General features: G+C 46.3%; 23 protein-coding genes. 10 read left to right on the forward strand and 13 right to left on the reverse strand.

Annotation, left to right across the window (positions count from 1 at the left end):
* Positions 1–149: 149 nt before the first annotated feature.
* From AC1DXC_RS11265 to AC1DXC_RS11285, 5 genes are all read right to left on the reverse strand, one after another.
* The gene (locus tag AC1DXC_RS11265) at positions 150–1,829 is read right to left on the reverse strand and encodes a serine hydrolase domain-containing protein (protein ID WP_477459254.1); all 1,680 of its coding nucleotides are present in this window, start codon (positions 1,827–1,829) and stop codon (positions 150–152) included.
* A gap of 40 nt (positions 1,830–1,869) precedes the next feature.
* The gene (locus AC1DXC_RS11270; protein ID WP_477459255.1) at positions 1,870–2,685 is read right to left on the reverse strand and encodes a helix-turn-helix domain-containing protein; all 816 of its coding nucleotides are present in this window, start codon (positions 2,683–2,685) and stop codon (positions 1,870–1,872) included.
* A 108-nt stretch (positions 2,686–2,793) separates the two neighbouring features.
* Positions 2,794–3,558, reverse strand: coding sequence for an ABC transporter ATP-binding protein (locus tag AC1DXC_RS11275; RefSeq protein ID WP_477459426.1), 765 nt, complete (start codon positions 3,556–3,558; stop codon positions 2,794–2,796).
* A gap of 192 nt (positions 3,559–3,750) precedes the next feature.
* Positions 3,751–4,038, reverse strand: coding sequence for an Asp-tRNA(Asn)/Glu-tRNA(Gln) amidotransferase subunit GatC (gene gatC / locus AC1DXC_RS11280; protein WP_477459256.1), 288 nt, complete (start codon positions 4,036–4,038; stop codon positions 3,751–3,753).
* Positions 4,013–4,768 (reverse strand): lysophospholipid acyltransferase family protein, encoded by a 756-nt coding sequence (locus AC1DXC_RS11285; RefSeq protein WP_477459257.1) that lies wholly within the window; start codon positions 4,766–4,768, stop codon positions 4,013–4,015. Before AC1DXC_RS11285 ends, gatC begins: the two co-directional genes overlap by 26 nt.
* Before the next feature lie 41 nt (positions 4,769–4,809).
* Here AC1DXC_RS11285 and trpS point away from each other — a divergent pair, with 41 nt between their 5' ends.
* The 3 genes from trpS to AC1DXC_RS11300 all read left to right on the forward strand — a co-directional run bounded on the left by trpS (position 4,810) and on the right by AC1DXC_RS11300 (position 7,014).
* Positions 4,810–5,805 (forward strand): tryptophan--tRNA ligase, encoded by a 996-nt coding sequence (trpS, locus tag AC1DXC_RS11290; protein ID WP_477459258.1) that lies wholly within the window; start codon positions 4,810–4,812, stop codon positions 5,803–5,805.
* Positions 5,806–5,993: 188 nt separating this feature from the next.
* Entirely contained in the window at positions 5,994–6,608 is a 615-nt protein-coding gene (locus AC1DXC_RS11295) for a deoxynucleoside kinase (RefSeq protein ID WP_133232732.1), read from the forward strand.
* Positions 6,609–6,627: 19 nt separating this feature from the next.
* On the forward strand, positions 6,628–7,014 hold the full coding sequence (locus tag AC1DXC_RS11300) for a hypothetical protein (RefSeq protein WP_477459259.1): 387 nt from the start codon (positions 6,628–6,630) through the stop codon (positions 7,012–7,014).
* Between the two features lie 145 nt (positions 7,015–7,159).
* Here the strand turns inward: AC1DXC_RS11300 and AC1DXC_RS11305 are convergent, their stop codons facing one another.
* The 3 genes from AC1DXC_RS11305 to AC1DXC_RS11315 form a co-directional block, all read right to left on the reverse strand.
* The gene (locus AC1DXC_RS11305) at positions 7,160–8,029 is read right to left on the reverse strand and encodes an SIMPL domain-containing protein (protein ID WP_477459260.1); all 870 of its coding nucleotides are present in this window, start codon (positions 8,027–8,029) and stop codon (positions 7,160–7,162) included.
* Positions 8,030–8,187: 158 nt separating this feature from the next.
* Positions 8,188–10,626, reverse strand: coding sequence for a TonB-dependent receptor domain-containing protein (locus AC1DXC_RS11310; RefSeq protein WP_477459261.1), 2,439 nt, complete (start codon positions 10,624–10,626; stop codon positions 8,188–8,190).
* A gap of 302 nt (positions 10,627–10,928) precedes the next feature.
* Positions 10,929–11,468, reverse strand: a complete 540-nt coding sequence (locus AC1DXC_RS11315) for a 3'-5' exonuclease (protein WP_477459262.1) — start codon at positions 11,466–11,468, stop codon at positions 10,929–10,931.
* A gap of 236 nt (positions 11,469–11,704) precedes the next feature.
* On the opposite strand from AC1DXC_RS11315, the gene AC1DXC_RS11320 reads away from it, so the two are divergent.
* From AC1DXC_RS11320 to AC1DXC_RS11345, 6 genes are all read left to right on the forward strand, one after another.
* Positions 11,705–12,307, forward strand: coding sequence for a hypothetical protein (locus AC1DXC_RS11320; protein WP_477459263.1), 603 nt, complete (start codon positions 11,705–11,707; stop codon positions 12,305–12,307).
* Between the two features lie 300 nt (positions 12,308–12,607).
* Complete coding sequence (locus tag AC1DXC_RS11325) at positions 12,608–14,218, forward strand: CTP synthase (protein ID WP_477459264.1); 1,611 nt, start codon at positions 12,608–12,610, stop codon at positions 14,216–14,218.
* Positions 14,219–14,294: 76 nt separating this feature from the next.
* Positions 14,295–16,118: a membrane protein insertase YidC gene (gene yidC, locus AC1DXC_RS11330; RefSeq protein WP_477459265.1), complete on the forward strand. Its 1,824-nt coding sequence runs from the start codon at positions 14,295–14,297 to the stop codon at positions 16,116–16,118.
* Between the two features lie 88 nt (positions 16,119–16,206).
* Positions 16,207–16,758, forward strand: coding sequence for a hypothetical protein (locus AC1DXC_RS11335; RefSeq protein WP_477459266.1), 552 nt, complete (start codon positions 16,207–16,209; stop codon positions 16,756–16,758).
* Positions 16,759–16,848: 90 nt separating this feature from the next.
* Entirely contained in the window at positions 16,849–18,213 is a 1,365-nt protein-coding gene (locus AC1DXC_RS11340) for an exonuclease domain-containing protein (RefSeq protein WP_477459267.1), read from the forward strand.
* Between the two features lie 326 nt (positions 18,214–18,539).
* Positions 18,540–19,073 carry a pyridoxamine 5'-phosphate oxidase family protein gene (locus tag AC1DXC_RS11345; RefSeq protein WP_477459268.1) on the forward strand — a complete coding sequence of 178 codons (534 nt, stop codon included), beginning with the start codon at positions 18,540–18,542 and terminating at the stop codon, positions 19,071–19,073.
* Positions 19,074–19,144: 71 nt separating this feature from the next.
* On the opposite strand, the gene AC1DXC_RS11350 is transcribed toward AC1DXC_RS11345, so the two are convergent.
* From AC1DXC_RS11350 to pyrF, 5 genes are all read right to left on the reverse strand, one after another.
* Positions 19,145–20,116 carry an MBOAT family protein gene (locus tag AC1DXC_RS11350; RefSeq protein WP_477459269.1) on the reverse strand — a complete coding sequence of 324 codons (972 nt, stop codon included), beginning with the start codon at positions 20,114–20,116 and terminating at the stop codon, positions 19,145–19,147.
* A gap of 5 nt (positions 20,117–20,121) precedes the next feature.
* Positions 20,122–20,541 (reverse strand): hypothetical protein, encoded by a 420-nt coding sequence (locus tag AC1DXC_RS11355; protein ID WP_477459270.1) that lies wholly within the window; start codon positions 20,539–20,541, stop codon positions 20,122–20,124.
* Positions 20,542–20,701: 160 nt separating this feature from the next.
* Positions 20,702–22,678 (reverse strand): prolyl oligopeptidase family serine peptidase, encoded by a 1,977-nt coding sequence (locus AC1DXC_RS11360; RefSeq protein ID WP_477459271.1) that lies wholly within the window; start codon positions 22,676–22,678, stop codon positions 20,702–20,704.
* A gap of 179 nt (positions 22,679–22,857) precedes the next feature.
* A complete protein-coding gene (locus AC1DXC_RS11365; RefSeq protein WP_477459272.1) occupies positions 22,858–23,298 on the reverse strand; it encodes a hypothetical protein in 441 nt (146 codons plus the stop codon).
* 280 nt (positions 23,299–23,578) lie between these two features.
* The gene (gene pyrF / locus AC1DXC_RS11370; RefSeq protein ID WP_477459427.1) at positions 23,579–24,409 is read right to left on the reverse strand and encodes an orotidine-5'-phosphate decarboxylase; all 831 of its coding nucleotides are present in this window, start codon (positions 24,407–24,409) and stop codon (positions 23,579–23,581) included.
* Positions 24,410–24,660: 251 nt separating this feature from the next.
* On the opposite strand from pyrF, the gene rho reads away from it, so the two are divergent.
* Positions 24,661–26,301, forward strand: a complete 1,641-nt coding sequence (gene rho / locus AC1DXC_RS11375; RefSeq protein WP_477459273.1) for a transcription termination factor Rho — start codon at positions 24,661–24,663, stop codon at positions 26,299–26,301.
* The last annotated feature ends 69 nt before the right edge of the window (positions 26,302–26,370 follow it).

A 26,370-nucleotide genomic window follows, 5' to 3' on the forward strand; every position in this document is an offset into this window, starting at 1 on the left:
CAAAAATCACAAAACGTCATGCCGAAATCTTTTCGGCACCCCACACGGCAGGTAACCGACATGCAAATAGGCTTAGCATAGTGGCCACTTTTATGATGGGGTGTTGAAACAAGTCCAACATGACGATTGCTTATATTTTGATAAATCCCCTACTTCACTACCGCCGGCAATATATACTGCTGCATCATCTTATCAACCTGAGCGTGTGCGTAACCTTCGTTGTAAGCTGTGGCAGTTACGATTATCACCAGCGGCTGGTCTTTAAAGATAAATATCTTGTTGCCGCCATTGCCGGTGCAGTACCAGGTTTCATAGGCCTTATCGCCAATGGTGTAAGTTTTGTTCCAAAACAGGTAGCCGTAATTGCCGGGGCCAACAACATCTGCGGGCAAGGTCATTTGTTTCGTGAATGATTTTTCCACCCATTCTTTCGGGATAATTTGCTTGCCTTTCCATACGCCGTTATTCTTGTATAACTGCCCGAATTTGGCAAAATCCAATGCTCTTAGCCTGATGCCTCCTGCTGTATTGGCCACGTGTTGTGGGGTGTACTGCCATTTGTAATTGACAATGCCGAGGGGGTTGAACAGTTTGGCATCGGCGTATTTATCCAACCCGCCGGGTACTTTTTGGTTGAGGATATCCCCTAACACTACAATACCCGCGGTAAAATAGTTCCAGTTTTTGTAGGCTTGCTTGCTGCTGTCTACCTTCAAATCCAGCGCGAATTTCACCCAGTTATCCGTGGGGTACATATTGTTTTCGTTCCCTGGCGAGTCGCCGTCGTTATCGTTCGCGTCGAAGACCGAGCTCATGGTGAGCAGGCTTTTGATGGTGATGCTGTCTTTTTTGGGCGAGTAGTTGCGGTAATTCTTCAGGTTGTAAAAATCGCCAAGCGTTTGCTGCTCCGATTTGATGTAGCCATCCTTTATGGCTATGCCCATCACCGCTGATGCGAATGTTTTGCCAACGGAGCGCGGATCGTGTAGGGTATCGCGGCCTTCGCCGTTAAAGTATTCTTCGATCAGTAGCTTGCCGTTTTTGATGACCACTACGCCGCTGATGTTCTTGAATTTATTCTGGGCAATCTTCTCGTTCATGTCCATAATTAGCTTTTTATCATATGGCTCAGCAGAAACCGGCCATCCGCTGCCGGGCTTTATAGTTTGTATCTGTACATCCTTCACTTCGGCAGGCTGTACAATGATTTTCAAATCGCCTTTGGCTATGATATTTCCTACCTTAAGCGCAGGGATGGCAATGTAAGGCCGCAGCTCTATCCGTAAGGTATGCGTACCTGTAGTTAAAGCATCTTCTCCACCACGCGTCATCATGCGGGTAAACAGGTAGCGGCTCCACATGTCCTCGTGCTGGGTGCTGATAAGTTTGATGCGCAGGGCAGTTCGGCTGTTTTTCAGCCAATTATAACCGGCTCCTTTGTGCATGTTTTCCTGGTAAATGAGCTTATCGTCTATAAAAAACGAGAACTGGAAGTTGCCCTGGTTCAATTGCTCCACCGTAAGCTCCGGTGCCATCTGATGCTGGTAATTGGTAAGCGAATTACCCATAAAAGCGCACATACTGAGGTTGTTCTTCGGGTTCAGCACCAGTTCTTTTACGATATCAGCATCCGTTATCTGCGCTACGGGGATAGTATCGTTCAAAAAAATGATACGGCCAATGTTGGCTTTGTGGATTGGTGCCGTGATGGGTGCAGGCTCTATTATGTTGGTGGTTTGTGCCGAAGCTTTAAAGGCCATTAAGCAAAGCGCGGCAAATAGCAGGTGTTTTATTTTGATAGGCATGTTTTCTGTTTTGATGTTGTACATGCAAATCTGCGTTAATTTAACGGCCCAAAATAGAACAGGATTAACATGCCCGCATTAAAAGTTTACGATATGTGGTTGGGTTTGCCTGGTTAAAACTTTTAAAACTACGCAGGAAATGGCTCTGATCGGCAAAGCCGCAACTGAGGGCAATATCCGTTAGGGACAAATTCATGTCCGGCAGCAAGCTGAAAGCTTTTTCGATGCGCAGCTTGCGGATATATTCGCCAAGGTTACAGTGGAAGTACTTAGAGAAATCGCGTGATAAGTGCACCGGGTGGATGTTCAATGTTGCAGATACCTCGGCAAGGGTAAATTTAGCGGCAACGTTGTCGTTCAGGATTTCCCTTAGCCTGCCTACCCAAAACGGTGTTTGTTTGGCGGCAGATTGGGTATCGCCCTGCATGCGGGCCAATGCCTGCAGCAGCAGGGCTTCGGTAGAAAGCGCGGTGAGGCCATCATGTACTTTGGTCTCCCGGAATATCTTGTAGAACAGGAATTTAATATCGGGGTTAGCCACCGCAAAGCTGCCTTGTAAATTATCGCGGTAAAGTTTGAAGTTATCAAACCAGCTTTGGTTCAGTTCGATGTGGAAGCCGCGCGTAAAGCCTTTAGGTTTGATGTTGTAGTGCGCATCCTGCCAGTTGTGGAACAGCAGGCTGCCGGCGGTGCAGTTATACACTTCTTTCTTATTGCCCTCGATAACTTTGCCATCTAAAATAAAGGTAAAGTAGGCGTTATCGTGGTAGTGCCAGTCTACCCTATCGTGGGTGTATTCCGTATCCGTAATGGTAGCAAAATCCAGGTGGATGGTACAGTTGGTTTGCCCGTAAAAGCGGCCCGTTTTTAGATTTTCCACATTGAAGGACATTTATTTGCATGCACACGAGTTGACTCACCCCGAATGTGTTACGCTGTTCGACCCTCTCTGCTTCGCAAAGAGGGTGAAGAAAATAATTTGAATGAACTACTTACCCAAATCAATCCCGGCAGCAGCGCTGTGCTGGCGCACGGTTTGGATGTTGGTGTTTTGGTAATCGTTCTCTACCAAACCATCGCGCATACGTACAATGCGGTGGGCATGCAAGGCGATATCCTCCTCGTGCGTTACCAAAATAATGGTATTGCCTTTTGAATGGATATCCTCTATCAGCCCCATAATTTCGATGGAAGTTTTGGTATCCAGGTTACCCGTAGGCTCATCGGCCAGTATGATGGATGGATTGTTGATCAAGGCACGGGCCACGGCTACGCGTTGGCGCTGCCCGCCCGATAGCTCGTTGGGGCGGTGGTCGGTACGGTTGCCAAGGCCCACGTTTTCCAGTGCTGCTTTGGCACGGTCGCGGCGTTTCTCTTTGCTGATGCCGGCATAAACCAGCGGCAAGGCAACATTATCTAAAGCGCTGTTACGCGGCAAAAGGTTAAAAGTTTGGAAAACGAAACCGATTTCGGTGTTACGCACTTCGGCCAGTTCGTTATCGGTCATGTGGCTTACGTTGATACCATTAAGGCTGTATTCACCCTTGGTTGGGGTGTCTAAACAGCCCAGGATGTTCATCAGCGTAGATTTACCCGAACCTGATGGCCCCATTAGCGCAACGAATTCGCCTTTATTTATATTAAGCGTAACCGACTTGATAGCGTGTATAATCTCCGCGCCGATAACGTATTTACGCCCAATATCCTTTAAAATAATCAGTGGCTCTTCCTTGGCTTTAGCTAGTGGTATCATCCGTTTTTCTTTCTTTGACAATAAGGCAGGGTGAAATGTTACAGAGGATTTTGAAAAGATAATAGAATCAAGAGTCAAGAAACAAGAGATAAGAGTAACAGCACTTTAAGATGTTTAACTTCTTGTTTCTTGACTCTTGTTTCTTGACTCTTGTTTCTTGACTCTTGTTTCTTGACTCTATTAATCTTGCGTCTACTTAATCACCTTCGCTACCAAAAAGTGGCTATTATCATGACCGGGAGCATTTTTCAATGCTTCGGCGGTAGTTATTACCTGCTTTACTACGTCTTCGCGCAAGATGTTGGGCTCATCGGTCATGTACACCAATGGCTCAACGCCGGTGGTATCTACCTCGTTAAGCTTATCCATAAAGCCGAGTATCTTGTTCATATCGGCAATCATTTCGGCTTTTTCGCCGGCGGCAAGTTCCAGGCGGGCAAGGTGGGCTATCTTATCAACTGTTTGTTCGTCTATGGTCATGCTGTGCTAATTTTTGGCTGATGATGGCGTGCACCTGGTCGCGCAGGGCATCAGCATCGTCAATAGTTAAGTGCGCCGTTTCTATCGGCTTATGTACAAATATATTACATATCCCTGGCCTCGAGCCGTATTTAAGCCCGTCGTCCCATAAAATTTCCCAGGTATTTAAGGATGTTACGGGTATTATAGGAATTTTAAGCTCTATGGCCATGCGGAAAGGTCCGTTCTTAAAATCTTTCAGTTGGGGAGGGTAATGGTCGGGTATGGTGGCTTCGGGGAAGATGATGGTGGTAACGCCGCTTTGTAAACGTTCCATTACCTTTTTAAACGCGCGGAAGGATGCGATTTTGCTTTGACGGTCAACCGGCACGTCTACCGTTCGGAAGAAGAGGCTCGTCACGAAGAAATCCGCCAGTTCCTGCTTGCCCATAAAGCAGCAATCGTTGGTTTTTACGAAGATGCTCATGGCGGTGATATCCAGGTTGCTCGTGTGGTTGGGGCAAATAATGTAGGTTCGGCTCCAGTCGATAGGTTGTTCAACATCAAAGCTATACAGTATGCCTACTAACAACGAACTGATGAAGCCCCAAAACCTCCGCAGCGCATTCATGTACTTATAGCGGGATGTTTTGCGCGAAAAGTAATAGAAGAAGGGGAACAGTATCAGGTACGAAAACGCCACGCTAAAAGCGTAAAGGTACACGTGCACTTTCTTCAATATCATTTTCATCGCCCTCAAAAATATAAAAAATACTTACTTTCGCCCCCTATATGGAAACTGTTGTTAGTGGCATAAGATCTACCGGGAACCTGCATTTGGGCAATTATTACGGGGCTGTACAAAACTTCGTTAAAATGCAGGATGAATATAACTGCTATTTTTTTATTGCCGACCTGCATTCCTTAACCACCCACCCTACCCCTGCTAACCTGCACGGCAACGTAAAGCAGGTTTTGGTAGAGTATCTGGCATCGGGTATTGACCCTGAAAAATCAACCATTTACGTACAAAGCGATGTGCCGGAAGTTACGGAATTATATCTGTATCTCAACATGAACGCCTACACCGGCGAGTTGGAACGCTCTACCTCATTTAAAGATAAGGTACGCGCCAACCCCGATAACGTGAACGCCGGCCTTTTAACTTACCCCGTTTTAATGGCTGCCGATATCATTATACACAAGGCAACCAAAGTGCCTGTAGGTAAAGACCAGGAACAACACCTGGAGATGGCCCGCACCTTTGGCAACCGTTTTAACCGTCTCTACAACAACGATTACTTCCCCGAGCCTTATGCTTTTAGCTTCGGCGAGAGTTTGGTGAAGATACCCGGGTTGGACGGTAAAGGCAAAATGGGCAAAAGCGAAAGCGAAGGCAACGCCGTTTTTTTATCAGACACGCCTGAAGCTATCCGCAAAAAGGTGATGCGCGCCGTTACCGATGGCGGCCCCACTGTAGAAAACCAGGAGAAACCACTGGAAATACAAAACCTGTTCGATTTGCTGAAAGTAGTTTCTACCCCTGATACGCTGGCACACTTCGATAACCTGTACAATACCATGGCTATCCGCTACGGCGACCTAAAGAAACAGCTTGCCGAAGACATGATCATGGCCACCGCGCCCATCCGCGAAAAAATAAACGATATAGCCAACGATGCCGCATACCTGAGGAAGGTAGCCAAAATGGGCGAAGAAAAAGCCCGTGAAAGCGCCTCTAAAACTATCAGGGAGGTTAGGGAAATTATCGGTTTCAGGAAGTTTTAAGTTAGTTGATGGCTGATGGTTCATAGTTCATAGCAGCTACAGCCATTTCTTACACCAAATTCAAAACATCGTTTGATGGTTCATGGTTCATAGTGTATATTAGCGAGGTAGCTAGTGCTGGTTGGGCTATGCCTCCTACCATGAACTATAAACTATTAACTATCAACAAATAATCACAACACCATCTCATGCACATAGCTATTGTAGGAAATATTGGCGCGGGTAAAACTACCCTTACAGAAATGCTGGCGAAAAATTACGGCTGGGAGCCCCTTTACGAAGCGGTTGACAACAACCCCTACCTGGAAGATTTTTACAGCGAAATGAAACGCTGGAGCTTTAACCTGCAGATATACTTCCTCAACAGCCGATACCGCCAGATACGCGAGATACAGAGCAGCGGCCGCAACATTATCCAGGACCGCACCATTTACGAAGATGCCTACATCTTCGCCGAGAACCTGCACGATATGGGGCTGATGACCACACGCGATTACCAGAACTACGAGAGCATGTTTGATAACATCACCGAGTTTATCAAACCACCCGATTTGCTGGTGTACCTTAAAGCGTCGGTACCTACCCTGGTAAACAATATTCAACGCCGCGGCCGCGAATACGAAATAGGCATAAGGATAGATTACCTCTCTAAACTGAACGAGAAGTACGATAAATGGATAAAAGGCTACAAGCTGGGTAAACTGCTGGTATTGGATAAAGACAACCTCGATTTTGCCAACAATACCGAAGATATGGCCACCATTGTAGAGAAGATAGAGCGGGAGATAAACGGGCTGTTTTAGTATTTCTTACCCACTATAAATGAAAAAAATCTCGAGCCTGATACTATTCCTTTTTATGTCGTGTGCTTTGTTTGCACAGACGCCGCCGGTAATGACCGCTGCCTTCGCAGATTCACTAAAGGTTAGGATCAGCAGGATTTTACCAACGGAAAAATATTCTATACAGCTTTCGTACACAAGCACAGTGTCGGCAGAGGGCTTATTAATAAGACCACTCATAACGCGACAAGTATCTCTTGACGATGTTGACAACAACGATTTTGTGCAAAAAATGAGATTCATGATTCCATTAGTGCCAGCATGGAAACCCGCAACCGATGCCGCTAATGTTGCCGTAGAGGGCGTTGCAATTTTCTATGTGGAAATAAAAAAAGGCGTGATTACTGTGCTGGACAAAACCAAGTAGACACCTGTTCACTACTGAAGCAGCGGAATTTTTTAAAAGATTATACCGTAGCGACGGAACTTTCTGCCACTTCCCGCCGTTGTTGTCACCAACAACCCCGGAGTAAATTTCCTCGTTATCCCGTATCTTAACACATTTCGGCTCGTTATTTATAATTGGCAATTTTATATTTTATCTGTAACGAGAACACAAACTCTACAGCCGGCTCGGTAACTGCCGGGTTAATAACCTTATCCAACCCGGAGTAACTGATGGTGTCGTAATAATAAGTAGTGGCAGTTTTCAGGTCTTTCCTTACGCGCGGGCCATCAAATTCTACCACGCTGCTGTTAGAGGCTGTATAAGTTTTGTAAAGCTCGGATGGGTAATAACTGTGCAGTGCTTCGTCGTAAATTTGGGCTGCAGGCTTCAGTTGCATGCCGGTAGCCTCCACATATAAGTCCTTCTTTTTTTTGATGATGCCCGTGGCGAGTTTGAACAGCTGATCGCTGATGGTATCGAGGTTGTTTATCACGTAATCCACCTTCACCAGGTCGTATATTCCGAAACTGGCGGCTGCTACCAATAATTCGTCCAGCTCTTTTACGCTGCTCATTTTGATGATTACGTTCTTTTTTATCTCGAAGCCCTTTAAATACTGCTCAACCAGGTTGCCTTTTATCTTATAATCGTAGTACTTGTTCTGGGTAACCATATCAACGAATACGTCATCCGGCTTAATATCGAATTTAGGCAAGGCGCTTTTAAACCCGGCAATACGTTTATTTATCCGGCTGTTTGCATCGGCAACGGTGGCGGCAGAATCTGCCACGCCGAAGGTAACCACATAACTATCGGCAATCACATTCATCAAAACATTGGCCTCTACGACGAAGGTAGAATCGGTAAGGTAAAGTTTTTGATTATCCTGTTTTATCCTGGTGTACGATTGTGCACCATAAACAATATTGCCGCTGTGCTGCGCACTTAGCGAAAGCGCGTCAAAAAGGAATAAACCCGTCAAAATGAATTTCATGTGATAGCTGATTAAAGGTGTATTAGGATTTTGCTTTATGACCCTTTGCAAAACCGAAGGTTTAAGCACCCTGAAAATAATTTATTGGAGATAGCACCTCCTAAACTTTTTTGCCTTTTTCCAACCTTTTCAACATCCCCACAACGCCTCCTCCGGATTTAATTTCCAGAAGAAGCTCCTTGCACATCATCATTACTAATGCCTCTTTTGTTTTTCTTCATACTCTCTTTAAGTTTACCGAAACGGTAGTTTAAGCTGGCGGTAACACCCCTGAAATAATTGCGGTTAATATTGGTCTGGGTAAAATCGGGGCCGAAGGAATCTTTAATGTTATTCCTGTATTTGGTGAAAGGGTTATTTGCCGATACAGCAAACGAAAGTTTACTCTTTACGATGTCTTTATTAACACTGATAGAGGTACTGGCGTATGGGTTCGAGGTACCCTGTATCGACAAATTGGGGCCGTTTAAAAAAGCGTTTACGCTAACGCGCCAGCCCTTTTCGAAATTATAGCCGCTGTTTACCGATGCGCCGTACATAAAGCCCTGGTTCTTTACCAGTACGCCGTTTACTGTGCCCTGCACCCGCCCGTGCGCTATCCTGCCGTTAAAAGACGTGCTCCATTTTTTGGTGATTGGGTAACTGATATTGGCGTTGAAGGTAAACAGCCGGGCCTTCCCGGTATTATCGAAACTACTGCGGGTAATGTTAGTAGCAGGGTTAAAAACCACTACGGGCATAATAAGGTCGTTAAAATAATTATAGCCAAGCATCAGGTTCAAAGAAGCTTTTTTAGATACGCTATAGCCTAACTGCAAATTATTTGATACCGCGGGCCTGAGGTTGGGATTGCCCGATGATTCGAAATTTGGGTTCGAGCGGTCGACAAAGGGGTTGAGCTGATAAATACCCGGGCGTTGTATCCGTTGAGAAAACCCCAGGTTAAGGGCGCTCATGTTCTTAAATTTCTTATTGATGCTGACAGAAGGGACGATATTGAAGAAATGTTTGCTTAACTGCGACGAGGTTGAAATGAAATCGGCATCGATAATCGTCTCCTCAATTCGTGCCCCTGCCTTAAAGGCCCAGGTTTTTAAGGTATAGGTATAGCTGTTATATGCACCTAATACCTTTTGGTTGTTGTCGAATTTATTGCTCCGTGCCGGGTCGGTTTCAAAACCACCATTCGCCGAATTAAACGACTGGTATTGAAAATCGCTGTTATTATCCCTGATAATGGCCTTAACGCCCCCTTCTATATTCAGCTTTTTTATGGGGTGCACATAATCGATCTGAAATGTTTGTTCCGAAGATTCCCCTTCGTTATGCTGGCGATAATCGGGCGTAGTGTAGTTCACCCGGTTCGACGCTGTTAAGTCGGCATTTTGCGTATTATTGAACGTAAAATACTGATAGGAAAAAGTGAGCAGCCTTTGCTTGCTGCTTTTAAAACCCAATTGATAATTTAAAGCAACGTTTATTCCCCTGCCACCGGCCTGGTTATCATTAAACAAATCATACTGCTGGATAACGCCTCCTGCCCCATTCAGGATAGAATTTTGCAGGTTGGTGCCATCCTGGTTATTGCCGTTCAGGTTAAATTGCCCCGAAATTAGGTTGAGGCTATCTATTTCATAACTGAGCCCTACTTCCGCATAGCCGTTTTTGCCATCCCATTCGGCAGAGTTATTCTGGCTCAGGTTGGTCGGGCTGCTACCGGTAGTCAGCCTACGGATTGAATTGGTTACCTCAGGCGAGTTTGCAATATTGGCACCGAAAAATGCCGACAGCTCGAACTTGCCCTGCTTAGAAGAAAATGACCCGCCTGCCCTTGGGCCACCTACCGGGAATACGTGGCTCACATTTATGGATCCGTTGTATCCGTTGTCGATTCTTTTATTGGTTACGATATTGATGATGCCGCCTATGCCTTCTGCATCGTATTTCGACGAAGGATTGGTAATTACCTCGATACTCTGGATGGTGGAGGCGGGCATGCTTTTCAGGATATTCTTGGGATCCCGCTCCATCATGCTGGAGGGCTTCCCGTTGACCAGTATCTTAAAACCGGTTTGTCCCTTTAAAAGGATATTATCTTCTGCGTCTACAGATAACAGCGGCACTTTCCGCATCATATCCAGCACGTTGCTGCTCTTGCTGTCGGGATCCGACTTAAGATCATAGGTAAGTTTGTCCACTTCCTGTCTTACAATTGGCTTATCCGCTGTAATGGCGACGGCTTTAAGCTGAGTTGTCTGCTCGCTGAGCACGATACTTCCCAGGTCTCGCGCAGGGTTTGCATTGTCCGTAAGATCGATAGGAATCGTTTTCGAATTATACCCAACACTCACTATCGATATCAGGTATTTCCCCGCGGGTAGCTTCTCAAAGTGGAATGCACCGTCTGTTTTTGTTGCCGCTGTGCGCAAAAGCTGCTTTGCTTGGTTACGCAGGTTAACGGTTACATAGTTTAAGGGTTTGTTTGTTGCCGAGTCCATAGTCACCCCCTTTAAAGAGAATAATGCCGGCGCCGTTTGTGCAAAGCACGGAATGATGGCAGCAGAAAAGATGATGATGATTAAAAGTTTTAGTTTCATAGTTATTGCGTTAGATGTTTACAGTGAAAAATACGAGCCGTCTCTATCGAGGTAAAAATTATCGATTCGCATAATACCATGCAATGCATAGTACTATAGACATATGACAACCGTCTAATTAGATTTGTTACACCTGTTTGAAATAAAACTTTGCGCTGGTTTTACGCCATTGAAGAAACCCGTAAGCTTAGTGGCTACTTACCAATTCCTGGTTGCTAAAAAGTGATGGGAAAACCGGTTGGATAGAACAGTAAACATCCGGTTTAATTTTTAACGCGCTTACCGGGCGGTAAGCTGTTGCGTTAGTTGTTGAGTACCCAGCGCAATATCTTAGCGATATTCTTCGCATCGTCTACACCGCGGTGGTGGGTACCTTCCAGCGGCAAATTCAGCAATTCCAGGGCGCTTGCCATACCTACACTGCGGTTCATCCTGCGCTTTTGTGCAAACATGGTTTTCACGTTGATGTGCGAGGGGCCGAACGGATAAGCTACCCGCATTTCGCTGCATTGGCGCTGAAACTGGTTGCGGTCGTAGTCGCCATAGCTTGCCCAAACGCGATTTTGAGAATCGTACTCGCGCTCCAGAATATCGCAGGCATCGTCGAAATAAATCCCTTCCTCAATCAAACCCGGCGTAATGGAAGTTAATTGTGTGCAGAATTTACTTATCTGCGAGCGTTCTGGTATGACCAAAATGCCCCGGTTGGCGCTGATTTCGCCGGTGTCGACATCCAGCAGGCAAACGCCTACTTCAATAATGTCGCTCTCCTGGCCGGGCGGGTTCCTGCCCTCCCAGCAAGTGGCCTCAATATCGACCACTAAAATTTTCTCTGATTTCATTTTACTTGTGTTTTTTACATATTAAAAATTTGTTTTTAAAGCCTAAGCGACGGTACTTAAGCCTTTTATCCTTAATATACAAAAAAATCCGCAGAATTTAAAATGAAATTATTTCTAAGGAATTCACCAAAAAATAAAATAGAGTATTAAACCTTTGCTATATTGGGTTGTCTAACAAAGCACTTGCCGCTCCCCTACAGTGAAATGTGCTAAATTATTCATCTAAACACCTTTTTATGAAAATTCACAAAATTGTACTTACAGCATGTATGTGCGGCGCTTTTTATTCATCAGGTTTTGCACAAGGCAATGCAGGCAATGGCTATGTTATCACCAATGCTAACGACACCGTTAAATGCGAAATTAAAGGCGGGCTTTTTACCGATATGAAATACCGACCGGTAAACGCAACCGAATTCAGCAAAATAAAAGCCGATAACATAAAGGAGTATTTTGATGGCGAAACCCACTACGTTGCGGTGCTTAAACCAGGTGCAACCCAACCCGAATACCTGGCCTTGAGGCAAAAAGGAAAACTCACCGTTTACGAAGATGCTGCTAACAACACAAGCGGCAAACCAATAATAGGGGGTAACATTGGCATTGGCGGCTCGCCTGTGACCACTTTATACATTAGTAAAGACAATTCCCCCGTTATTTCATTACAACCCGTAGCGAAACAGCACAATGCCTTAAGGCTTAAACGCAAAAAGATTTTCATGGCAGTGATTGCCGATGATGCGCCGCTTGCAGAAAAATTCAACGCAGAAGATACTTACAATTACACCGCGCTGCAAAAATACGTGAGTGAATATAACGCGGATATGGCAGGTAAGTAATTTGCTTCTATACTGAAGATCAAAAAGCCTTGTTGATGTTGCCATCAGCAAGGCTTTTCCATTTAAATAGCATAAGCCAGGATCATTATTACCGCTCATATCTGGCAATCTGCAAAGAACCCCGCTTCAGTTTACGACATTCCAACCTTCTAACTTTCCAACATTACAACATCTCCCCCAAACCTTTTCCACATTTGCATTTTTGATACCCCAAAGCCCGTAAATTTTCCTACTTTTGTACCCCGTACACAAACATTCGGCAACGACCATATTCCGCTGCCGGGATTTCAAAAAAATCTCATGACTAAATACATTTTTGTTACGGGTGGCGTTACCTCGTCGTTGGGCAAGGGCATCATTTCCGCCTCATTAGCTAAACTCCTCCAGGCCCGCGGCTACCGCGTTACCATCCAAAAGTTCGACCCGTATATTAATATCGACCCGGGAACCCTTAACCCCTACGAGCATGGCGAATGCTACGTTACCGAAGACGGTGCCGAAACCGACCTCGACCTTGGCCACTACGAGCGTTTCCTGAACACCCCTACCTCTAAAGCCAACAACATTACCACCGGCCGCATTTATCAAAATGTGATCAACCGCGAGCGCGAAGGTGCGTTCCTGGGCAAAACCGTGCAGGTGGTACCGCACATTACCGACGAGATAAAGCGCAACATGCGCATACTGGGCGAAACCGGCAATTACGACATCGTGATAACCGAGATTGGCGGCACCGTGGGTGATATTGAATCACTACCCTTCGTAGAGGCCGTACGCCAGTTTAAATGGGAAGCAGGCAGCGGCAATGCACTGGTAATACACCTTACGCTGATACCTTTCCTGGCCGCAGCAGGCGAACTCAAAACCAAGCCTACGCAACACTCGGTAAAAATGCTTTTAGAGTACGGCATCCAGCCCGATATATTAGTTTGCCGTACCGAGCACCCTATTAACATGGATATTCGTAAAAAGATAGCCCTGTTTTGCAACGTAAACATCAATGCAGTTATCGAATCGATGGATGCATCAACCATTTACGATGTGCCCCTGTTGATGCTGCGCGAGCAGCTGGATAAAACCGTGTTGACCAAACTGAAGCTGAGCCACAAAAACGAGCCTAACCTTGACAATTGGAAAGCATTTTTGGGCCGTTTGAAAAACCCTACTTCCGAAGTGAAGATAGGCCTGGTTGGTAAGTACGTAGAACTGCCCGATGCCTATAAATCCATCATCGAAGCCTTTATACACGCAGGCGCATCAAACGAATGCAAGGTAAAAGTGCAATATATCCCATCAGAACAACTGACTGTTGAGAACGCCGTAGATAAGCTGAAAGGCCTGCATGGCGTTTTGGTTGCACCCGGCTTTGGCGAGCGCGGTTTCGAAGGTAAGATAGAGGCCATACGCTACGTTCGTCAGAATAATATCCCGTTCTTCGGTATATGTTTGGGCATGCAGTGCGCCGTGGTTGAGTTTGGCCGCAATGTTTTGGGTCTGGCCAACGCCAGCAGCACCGAAATGAACGCCGATACGCCTTACCCGGTAATAGCCATGATGGAGGACCAGAAAAACATCACCAACAAAGGCGGCACCATGCGCCTCGGCTCCTACCCATGCGACTTGAAAAAGAACAGCAAGGCAGCGCTTATTTACGGCAAAAATCATATTACCGAACGCCACCGCCACCGTTACGAATTCAACAACGAGTACATTAAACAGTACGAAACTGCCGGTTTGCTGCCATCGGGCATTAACCCCGAAAACGGTTTGGTAGAGGTAGTTGAGCTTAAAAACCACCCGTTTTTTGTGGGTGCGCAGTTCCACCCGGAATTAAAATCAACTGTTGCAAATCCGCATCCACTTTTTATTAACTTTGTCGCCGCTTCGCTGGCTTACGCCCGCAAGAAATAACGCTTAAAAACAGTATGTTGATTAGCACACGGTTGTAACAAAACCCGCCGGCGGTAATCATACGATATATTAGATAATGGATAGAAATACGTTTACAGGATTATTCCTGATCATGGTGATCATGGGGGCTTCGATATACTTCATGAAGCCTTCGGATGCCGACATCAAAAAAGAACAACAACGGGTACACCTCGATTCGTTGAAAAAAGCCGGTGTAACAGCACCCGCAATCACCACCGCAAAACCCGATACCGCAAAGAAACCTGCCGTGGTAGATTCTGCTGTGCTTAAATCGCCATTTGGCGCGGCAAGCTTGGGCAAAGAAGAATTCATCACCGTAGAAAACGACGAGCTTTCGCTTAAGCTTTCAACCAAAGGTGGCCGTGTTTACTCTGCCGAGCTGAAGAAATACAAAACCTTCGATAAAAAACCGTTGGTATTGTTCAGTGGCGATAAAAACACCTTCGGACTGACCTTCAGCGCGCTGGGCAAACCCATCAACACTAACGACCTTTACTTTACGCCAAGCGCAACCGAGTTGAAGGTTGCGGGTAAAGATTCAGCCTCGCTTACCATGCGCTTAAGCTACAGCCCTACGCAGTATATTGATTATATATACAGCCTAACCGGTGGCGGCTACAAACTGGGCTTAACCATTAAGCCAGTAGGGCTCGATCAGGTTATAGCCAACGCAGGTGCCCTTAACCTTAGCTGGGCCGCGAGCCTGCACAAACAGGAAAAAGATATCAAAATGGAGCGCCAGTACTCTACTGTGTATTATAAAAATACTGATAACGAAGTAGATTACCTGAGCGAGGCCAAGGATGATGCCAAACCCATCACTGATAAAAAAATGCAATGGGTGGCCTTTAAGCAGCACTTTTTCTCTAATGCGCTTATCGCTACCGGCGGCATCAGCAAAACGAACGTATCGGTTGCTACCGATATCAACGATACTACTGATGTGAAGCAAATGAAAGCAGATTTGTCGCTTGGCCGTGATGCCCTGGGCGCAACTCCGCTGATATTCTACTTCGGGCCAAACCGTTTTTCTACCCTGAAAGACCAGGGTTACGATCTGCAGAAACTGGTGAACCTGGGCTGGGGCCCGTTGAAATACATCAACCAGTTTGCCACGTTGCCTATCTTCAACTTCCTGAATAAATTCAACTGGAACTACGGTATCATCATATTGGTGCTTACAATTATCCTTAAGCTGGTGCTTTCGCCGCTTACCTATAAATCGTACCTCAGCATGGCCAAAATGCGTGTGTTGAAGCCCGAGATGGATGAGATAAAGGCAAAAGTTGGCGAAGATAACCCCACCCTTTTGCAGCAGGAATACCTTAAGCTTTACAAAAAAGCAGGCGTAAACCCGCTGGGCGGTTGCTTGCCTTTGGTGATACAGATGCCAATTGTAATCGCATTCTTCCGCTTTTTCCCAAGCTTGTTCGAGCTTCGCGGCCAAAGCTTCCTGTGGATGCACGATTTATCCACCTACGATTCGGTTATCACTTTCGCCCCTATATTCGGCGTAAGCCACATCAGCTTGATGTGTTTATTGATGACCATCTCTACATTGATATACACTTACTTCAACAACCAGATCTCGGGTGCAACCGGGCAGATGAAATATATCGGCTACATTACGCCGGTCATCTTCCTGGTAACACTGAACAGCTACCCATCTGGTTTGAACTATTACTACTTCCTGGCCAACATGCTTACTTTTGCGCAGCAATACCTGATCAAATTCATGGTTGATGACAAGAAGATACATGCCCAGATACAAGAGAACAAAAAGAAACCTGAAGACAAAAAGAAAAAATCAGGCTTCGGTGCCAAACTGGAAGAAATGATGCGCGAGCAACAGAAAGTTCAGCCGAAAAAAACTAAGTAAGCCTTTATTCGGAATGTCCGAAGATATTTCAGCCCCGGTAGCACTGCTATCGGGGCTTTTTATTGGGAGCGAGTTTGTATCTTAGGGCATGACAACCCAATACGGTGAATTTGAAGTAAGCATAACAAAGCAAAATATGGCAAGTGCACCGCCGTATAAAAACGTATATGGTGATGCAAGCAATCCGTATTATTCGGATGCATATGTCATCAGTATAAAGGAGCACGATGCAGATTTTTGCAGTGTCATATTATGCGGAGGTACAATTGCATTAAGCCCTGCAGGTAGCTCTTCCGCAATAAAAAATGAGATACTTTTTGTATGTTACGGCAACGAGGTGTACGCACTCACTTTGCCATATTTGAAATTATTGTGGCGCAAACAACTGGATTTTGCCACCTGCTTTGGCATATATGAATTTGAGGGCGACTTTATTGTGCATGGCGAAGTAGATATAAGCCGCATAACTGCTAATGGCGATATCAAATGGCAATATAGCGGCGCCGATATTTTCGTTAACCTCAATGGCGAACTCTCTTTTGATATTGTCGACAAGGAAATAAGATTAGTGGATTTTGAGGGAAACAGATATAGCATAAATGGCGACGGTGAAACAGTGGATTACAGTGGCGCTTCTTAAGCTCATAAGTTTTTTAACCTTTTTAACCTCTCCAACTTTTTTAACTTTTACAGACTAAATAAATTAGCAAAATAGTATTACATTTGATTTATGTACGCTATTGTGGATATCGAGACTACCGGGGGGCATGCCAGCGCAAATGGCATTACCGAGATTGCTATTTGCATACACGATGGCAAAAAGATAACCCGCCGCTTTGAAACGCTGGTGAACCCGCAGCGCGATATCCCGGTGTATATCCGTGCCTTAACCGGCATCACTAACGAAATGGTGAGCGCCGCACCGCTGTTCGAAGATGTAGCGCATGAGATATTCCACCTATTGAAAGGGCAAATATTCGTGGCGCACAACGTAAATTTCGATTACTCTTTTTTGCGTTACCATCTCAATGCAGCCGGCTACGAGCTGAATGCTAATAAACTTTGCACCGTAAGGCTGGGGCGCAAGATAATGCCGGGGCTGCTATCGTACAGCTTAGGCAAGCTTTGCAGCCATTTAGGCATCGGTAATAACAGCCGACACCGTGCTATGGGCGATGCCGAGGCCACTGCGGAACTATTTTCGCTTTACCTTAAAAACGATACCGCCAACCACATAGGCCAGGCCCTGAAACTCAACTCAAAAGAACAACGCCTGCCCGCTAACCTGCCAAAGGCAGATGTGGATGCCCTCCCCTGGTGCCCCGGCGTATATTACTTCCACGATGAAAAGGGCAAGGTGGTTTATGTAGGCAAGGCCAAAAACCTAAAAAAACGTGTTTGCAGCCACTTTACCGGCAATAACCCCGGCCTGCAGCGGCAGGAATTTTTGAAGAGCATCCACCGCATCAGCTACCAGGCCTGCGGTACCGAACTCATCGCATTCGTTCTGGAAGCAGTGGAGATAAAACGCCTGTGGCCAAAATACAACCGCTCGCTCAAACGTTTCGAGAATACCTACGGGCTTTATGCCTATGAGGATCAGCGCGGCTACCTGCGCCTGGCTGTCGACAAGCACCGCAAGCACATGCCGGCGGTATATGCCTGCAACTCGCTGCTGGAGGGCTACAACCTGCTCAATACGCTGATAGAGACCTTCAGCCTGTGCCCTAAGATGTGTTTCATCCAAAAGAACGACCAGCCATGCACAGGCAATAATGTAAATGCCTGCGCCTGCGAGGGCCACGAAACACCCGAAGAGTACAATCTGAAAGTTACCGCTGCTATGGACGAACTGAAAAAAGCCCTGCCCACCTTCGCCATCCGCGACGAGGGCCGCACCGGCGACGAGCACAGCTGCATCCTGATAGAAGAGGGCCGCTTTTACGGCATGGGCTATATTTCGCACTACTTCGAAGCGGATAACATACAGCAACTCAAAAACCACCTCACCCCCTACCCGGGCAACGATTACATCAAGAACATCGTTACAGGTTACGCCAGCCGCCACCCGGAGCGGAAAGTGAGTTTTGCGTAGGGTGTAGCTTGAAAAACCACCAAACTAATCCCATCGTCATTGCGAGCGATAGCGCGGCAACCATCGGCTCTAAGGTCGGGTTAGCAAATCCACCATGCGTATCACGAGAAATAAATAATCGCTCTGCTCACCGATGATTGCCACGCCGCCCCTGTTCCATCCCCTCCCGCTGCGGGCTCGCAAAGACAACGTGCCATGGGTCGGCCAACTTTACAACCTTCCTAACTTTTCTAACCTCTCCAACTTTTTTAACATTTCTAAATCTCCCAAACAATTAAATTTCTCACAGGTTAATATATTATCATTATAAAATATACAAACCTGTTATGGACAGCATCAATCAACAACAACCAGAGCATAATCTGGAGAACCTGGAAGGCAACGATGCCTGGAAAAAACTTAAAGAAATGGCCGAAGGCACCAGCTGCTTTTTCTGCAGCAATATTAAAACCGGATTGCCATTCTCTACCCGCCCCATGTCGCCACAAAAGATTGACGATAACGGCGACCTGTGGTTCCTGAGTGCGAACGATAGCCACAAAAACGCGGAAATACTGGTAGACCCGATGGTGCAGCTGCTGTTCCAGGGCTCTAAATACTCCGATTTCCTGAATGTTTACGGCATAGCCGAAGTGAGCGCCGACAAGGAAAAAATAAAAGAATTGTGGGAGCCGATATTAAAAACATGGTTTACCGAAGGCGTAGACGACCCGCGAATCTCCGTCATAAAAGTAAGCCCTACGCAAGGCTACTATTGGGACAATAAGCACGGCAACACCGTGGCCTTCGTAAAACAGCTTGTAGGGGCCGCTATAGGCCAAACGCTGGATGATTCGATAGAAGGTAAGCTTCAACCCTAAAGTAGTGTTGATAAGGTTGGTCGGGGTGCTCATTTTCAGATATGTTCTGATAACCCGGCCGGCCTTACAAATTAAACATGCAGCCCAACCAATGGCCATACGATTTGCTTAATAAATTGCTCGTGGAAAAGCAGTGGCATCGGCACGACGAGCCAGAAGAAAACCCACACCCTGGCAACCAGTCTGTTTCGCAAAAACAGAACACCACGACTGGCCAGTAGTTTTTCAACCAAAACCAATATCCCCTGTATTACAAAATAAAGCGTAGGCAAGCCGTAGCCGCTGTTAACAGGCAGGCTGAGAGCCAGTTCGTGCAGGAAGCCGGAAAAGATAAAGGATATCATTAAGGCCGCCGGTGCTCCTACCCTATTTTTCAAAGGCCGGAATATGGCAACGGAAGTCATCTCGCTAAAGGCGATGTTCCAGCGTTTGCTCCAGAGTTCCGTTAAGCTAAGGGCTTTCGCCGGCTGGCGGAACAGGTAATACGTATTCACGCCGGAGAAACGCCACATGCCCGCGCTTACGCTCAGCAAGCCAAAATGCAGTATCAAACTCAAGGCAACTAAAAGTACGGGAGTTACTAAAATGTACGTGAGTGTTGCCTCTAAATGTAAAGCGACGATACCGTGCGCCAGTAAAATCAGCAACGCACCGGCTATTATCCTGCTGATACCAAACTTTACCATTTCCCCGCCGCCTGGTACGGCCTTTTGTCCGAGCGTTTCAAACGGCTGCGCGCGCATCCCCACCCAGCCGATGGCATAAGTGCACCACTGCTTAAAAGTTAAAGTAAGCGGCCGGTTCTTATAGCCCTCTGTAACGGCTATCACCTTCATAGCGCTGAAGGTGGTGGCAATAATGGCAAGCATCTTCAGGATGGGATGCTCATTGATGAATAGGAAATAAACGCCGGCAATGCTCACGGCAAGCATGAACCAACCCGCGAAAACCAGCTTCTGTTTAATAAATACATATCCAACCAGTACTACCGCCAAATTGATCAGCGCAAAACATAGCAGGTGAACTATTAGCTGCGTATCCATCCCATTTAAAAATTTAAGTAAAACACCCAACTGTAAGTTAGGCTAAGCGCTATAAACAGCGTAGTTAAAACTACCTCGGCCAACAAGTTAAACCCTCCTTTAGGGAAAGCGCTCCTGTCGAAGTAAAAGAATTGAGTAAGCACTCTTGATATCCAGTAAACTGCAATAAAACCGGTTAGCAGCGCTGCCAACCTGGAGCCGTTAAGCAGGTCTCCGGCCGCAAAAAACGACACAAGACCCAGGCAAAGGTTTATTACCAAAATGTAAGCTCCGTGAACCCAAACCATTTGTTTGACAACGGTTTTTAACTTCGCCAGTTCAGGCTGCCAACCCAATACTTTTGGTATGGCTACGCTGCCAACGGCCAGCACTATTTGCGCCAAACCCGCCAACTGCAGTAATTGATGTGCTAATACTTTATCCATCGCGTTTATTATTTGATGCGACAAATGTAAATATAATCCTGAACTTTCAAAATATATTGAAAGATAATTCAATAATAATTAGCTTTAAAAAGAATGAAGCCCCGCAACTTCAATAGTGCGGGGCTTCCTAATCTAATCTCTATTCTTCGGCCTCTAACCTCTATTTCAAATACTTATCATACCATTTAATATACCGTTCCACCCTATCCACCTGGTAGCTGGGGATGCTGATGCCATGGTTTTGATTAGGGTACAGTATCAACTCCGCAGGTACGCCAAGTGATTTTAGGGCCTGGTACATCTGCTCGCTGCCAGCAGTAGGTACGTTAAAATCCTTCAAGCCCGACATGAACAGCACCGGGGTCTTTATCCTGTCGGCATGTAGGAATGGGTACGATATTTTGTTGTACACATCAATATTCTTCCAGGGCTGGCCAAGTTCGTTATCATACTGCAATATATACTGGTCTATGCCGTAGTTGGCAATCTGCAACGCGCTGCCTGCGCCACTTGCTGCGGCTTTGAAGCGGGTATCGCTGGCTATCAAAAAGTCGGTAGTGATGCCGCCGTAGCTCCAGCCGCCTACGCCAAGCTTATCAGGGTCGGCAATGCCTTCTTTTACCAGGTAATCTACCGCGCCGTGCAAGTCAATCACTTCTTTGTTACCCCAATCGGCGGCAATGGTGCGGGTGTATTCTATCCCCCTGCCCGAACTCCCACGGTAATTCACCGTAGCCACAGCATAACCGGCTACTGCAAGCGACTGGCAGGTGGCATCAAAGCTGTAATCGTCCTGCGCAACCGGCCCGCCATGTACAAACAGGATAAAAGGCATCTTTTTGGTACTGGTGCTATCCGGCCGGTATAATATGCCAGACACCTTTGTACCATCGCTGCTGGTAGAGCGAAAACTTGTAACCTGCGCCAAAGTAACTTTGCTTGTCCAGTCCTGCTGTTGAAAAGTAAGGCGACGAAGCTTACCGGCTTCCAGGGCGTAAACCTCGTAGGGCGTATATGGGTCGCTGAGGGTTATTACCCAACTGCCGGGGCCTTGTGCAGCAATATCACCCACATTTACTTTACCCCGGGTAGCCGGGATAATGCTTATCTTTTTATTGGCAAGGGTATAGGTTGCTGCATAACGCTCCCGGTCATCATCCACCAAAAAGGCTATGCTTTTGCCGTCTTTGCTCCATTCGGGGCTATCTACGGGGCGGTCGAGATCTTTGGTTAGCAATTGCGTTCCGCTGCCATCGGCATTCATCAGGCAAAGCACATTCTGGCTGTACATATTATAACCCTCGCTGTTTTGGCGCAGGTAGGCGATGTATTTGCCATCGGGGCTGTATTTGGGGCCCACATCGTGCCCTTTCCAGGTGGTTAATTGTTTTACCGCGCCATTGGCTTTAGCCTCTACCACAAAAATATCGGCGTTTTCGCTCCTGTCGGGGTCAGTATCACGGTTGCTTACGAATGCGATGCTCTTGCCATCTGGCGACCACGTTGGCGAGCCTTCGTCAAAGTTGCCTTTGGTTAAGGTATCTAGTTTTTTGGTACCGATATCGAAGATGTACAGGTGATTATGGTCGTGCTCCAGGTAGCCCCGGTAATCCTGCTTAAAATGGTAGCGGTCTACCACTATCGGCTTAGGCGTTTTTGGCGCTTCTTTGCCGGCGTTGTCAGGATCGCCTATAACCATTACTAACCTGCTGCCGTCGGGGCTCCATTCGTAATCGCCCAGGTCGCCTTTTATATCGGTTACCTTTTGGGCCTCGCCGCCGCGGCGGTCGAGCAGCCAAAGCTGCGAGCCGTTCTTAGAATCGCGCGAGGACAAAAAAGCCAGGTATTTGCCATCGGGGCTCCAGCGTGCGCGCGAGGCGGGCTGGTCGCCAAAGGTAAGTTGTATTGATGATTTGCCATCCCAACTTTGCATCCACAGGTGCGATACGCGTTTATCCTTAGCGGTATCAACCGTAGATACGCCATAGGCCACCCATTTGCCATCGGGCGAAACCTGGGCATCGCTTACGGTGGGTATCTTGTAAAAATCGGCGGGTTTAAATGGTTTTTTATCGGTTTGGGCGAATGCGGAGGATGCCAGCGAGGCGGCGAAGAGCAGCGTAAGGTATTGTTTCATATGAAAGCATTAGATTGGGAGGTAATTTAGGGAAAAGAGGTTAGAGATTGGAGGATGGGGGTTAGTTTTTGCAGCTTTTTAAGCAAAACACAAAAATGTTACACATGTCTCTTATCCAAATGTCCCAAAATAAGGAGGGTTGAAAATACCGGTAGCTAGGAAGATTTAAAATTTGGGAATTATAAATCGAAGTCCGAAATATTGAATCTATCGCCAATATGGCCATGGATGCTCGTTTTCATTATCATCTTAACGATGTTTGGCTCTAAATCGGATAAGTTCAAAGGAATAACCGGTGAGGCAACCAAATGATAATTGAGTTCGGAAAAATTACTTAAAACGGTTTTATCGAAAGAGAAAAACCCTTTTTGCGCCATATCTTTAAAATCAGCCAAATACCTTTCATCAAAATCGGGCACTATTTGGTTTAGATTGGGATTAATTACAATAGGTGAAATAGAGTTCAACAGCCTACAATAAGCCGCCAAAAAGGATGTCTCAACGTTTGTTGATACCGATAATGGCAATTTACCACCGCCCGATGCAACAAATGCTATGTATTCTCCATTGGTGAAAAACCAATCTATGTCGGAGGTTTGCTGCTCAAGTTCTGAAATCATATCTCTATTTAGGTAATAATTATTGAGAACTGAAGGTTGGCAGCTACCTAGTCTCTAACGGGCAAAGAAGGCTTTATTTTTGTTTTACCGCCAAGCGCCGTTCCTTGAAAGGAACGGCAATGAAGGTGGGAACCTGAAAAACATAAACGGCCAATCCTCCTTCATTGCCGTACGGCTTTAGCCAACGGGAAGCTTGAAAGGAACGGCAATGAAACCGGGAGCCTGAAAATAATAACCGCCAATCCACCTTCATTGCCGTTCGGCTTTAGCCAACGGGAAACTATATCACCCCCGCCTTTTCCAACTCTACCTGCATCTGCTGCTGCAAGCTCAGGGCCTCGGCGCGGGCTGCTTCGGCAAAGTCTTCACCGTTGCTGGCGTAGATGATGGAGCGCGATGCGTTTACGATAAGGCCGCAATCCTTGGTCATGCCGTATTTGCACACATCTTCCAGGCTGCCGCCTTGTGCGCCAACACCGGGCACTAGCAAAAAGTTATCGGGCGCATATTGGCGTATATTGGTGAACTCGGTGCTTTTGGTAGCGCCTACTACAAACATCAGCCTATCGGCCCCTGCCCAGGTATTGGCCTTTTGTATTACGGTTTCGTAAAGGAAGCCTTCGCCGGTGTTGAGGTACTGAAAATCCTTACTCCCTACCGATGAGGTAAGCGCCAGGATAATCACCCATTTACCTTCATACTTTAAATATGGCGTAACGCTATCGTTGCCCATATAAGGGGTAACGGTAATGGCATCGAAGCCCATACCGGTTACATCCTCATTAAAAAACGCTTTGGCGTAGTTGTCGGATGTGTTGCCTATATCGCCGCGTTTGGCATCTATAATAGATAAACAATCTTTCGGGAGGTACTCATAAGTAGATATAAGGCTCTGCAAACCGGCCATGCCGCGGCTTTCGTAAAAGGCGGCGTTGGGTTTGTAGGCTATGCACAAATCTTTAGTGGCATCGATGATGCGCTTGTTGAATTCAAAGGCCGGATCGGGGTATTCCCTCAGGAATTCGGGAATTTTTTCTACATCGGTGTCTAACCCCACGCATAAAAAAGTTTTCTTTTGTTTTATCTGGGCTATAAGTTGCTGGCGGGATATCATCTTAATGTTTTATTTCGATGCCAAAAATCTAAAAAAAACTACACAACCTGTTATTTTTTTATTAAATTTGCATTTTAAGAATATTTCATTAAAATTGCATCGTTTTCCTCTGCATTTTCTTGCTTACAAGAAACAATTTTTATCACCACGTCATTATTGCTTATACTTACCTGGCTTAAATATTGCATATACAGGGTTTGCAAAACAATTTTCCAACTAAAAAATCCTTTTGAACTATAATTCATATCATGTCTGATACAATAGAATTGAACGACAAACTCGTTTCTGAGTTGCGCGATATTGCTAGGAGTTTGGGTATTGCCACTGCTGATGAGCTTAGGAAAGCCCAGCTTGTTGCCGCAATAGTTGAACAAAGGCAATTAATAGAAGCCGCCAGGATCCAGCAAAGCATCACCGAGAACAATTACGCGCCAAAACCTGCAGGCGAAGATACCGAAGCACCGGCCGAAGCCGAGCCAGCCGAAAAAACACGCAAAAGAACCCGCGTAGTAAAAGCCAAAAACGAGCCAAGGGTAGAAGTGCCTTTAAACGATACAAACCTTTTTGAGCAGGAAGAAGACGAGTTGGAAAACAACAACCGCGGCAACTTTACGCCTGCAGTTTCGGCTACTACTGTAGAAACCGATGAGGAACAGGCTATAAGGGCCGAACAGCTGCCCGCCGAGGCCCGCCCGCAGAAATTCGAACGCCGCGTAAACAACACCGGCAACGGCCCTGCGCAAAAAAATCAGGAGCCCGCTATCAACCTCGATTTTGATAACGTTATCGTAAACGAGGGCGTGCTGGAAATTATGCCCGATGGCTACGGTTTCCTCCGCTCTTCTGATTATAACTACCTAACATCCCCGGATGATATATACGTATCGCAATCCCAGATAAAACTGTTCGGCTTAAAAACCGGCGATACCGTTCGCGGCAGCATACGCCCGCCAAAAGAAGGTGAAAAATATTTTCCGCTGGTACGCGTAGAAGCCATCAACGGCCGCATACCTGCCGAAGTGCGCGACCGCGTACCGTTCGACCACCTTACACCGCTTTTTCCATCGGAAAAACTGAGCTTGTTTACTGATGCCGGTAACTATTCTACCCGCATTATGGACCTGTTCTCTCCTATCGGTAAGGGCCAGCGTGGTTTAATTGTAGCGCAGCCAAAAACAGGTAAAACTATGTTGCTGAAGGATGTTGCTAACGCGATAGCCAAAAACCATCCCGAAGTTTACCTGATCATCTTACTGATTGATGAACGCCCCGAGGAGGTTACCGATATGGCCCGCAGCGTACGTGCCGAAGTGGTATCATCTACCTTTGATGAGCCTGCAGAGCGCCACGTAAAAATTGCCAATATTGTATTAGAGAAAGCAAAACGCATGGTAGAATGTGGCCACGATGTGGTTATCCTGCTGGATTCTATCACTCGTTTGGCACGTGCCTATAACACCGTTGCCCCCGCATCGGGTAAAATATTATCGGGTGGTGTGGATGCAAATGCATTGCATAAACCGAAACGTTTCTTCGGTGCGGCCCGTAATATAGAAGATGGCGGCTCGCTCACCATCATCGCTACCGCGCTTACAGAAACCGGCTCTAAAATGGATGAGGTTATCTTTGAAGAATTTAAAGGTACCGGCAACATGGAACTGCAATTGGATCGTAAATTATCCAACAAGCGCATATTCCCGGCTATCGATATCACAGCATCGAGCACCCGCCGCGACGATTTGTTGCTTGACCGCGATACGTTACAGCGTATATGGATACTACGTAATCACCTTGCCGATATGAATTCACAGGAAAGCATGGAGTTTTTACAGGCCCAGATAAGGGGCACAAAAACTAACGAAGAGTTCCTGATTTCGATGAATTCATAATATATTTATGCATATGGAGTTATAATTTAGCACAAGCTTAACTTATAACTCCATGTTATTAATAAAAAT

This window comes from Mucilaginibacter sp. P2_D11, from assembly GCF_056404435.1.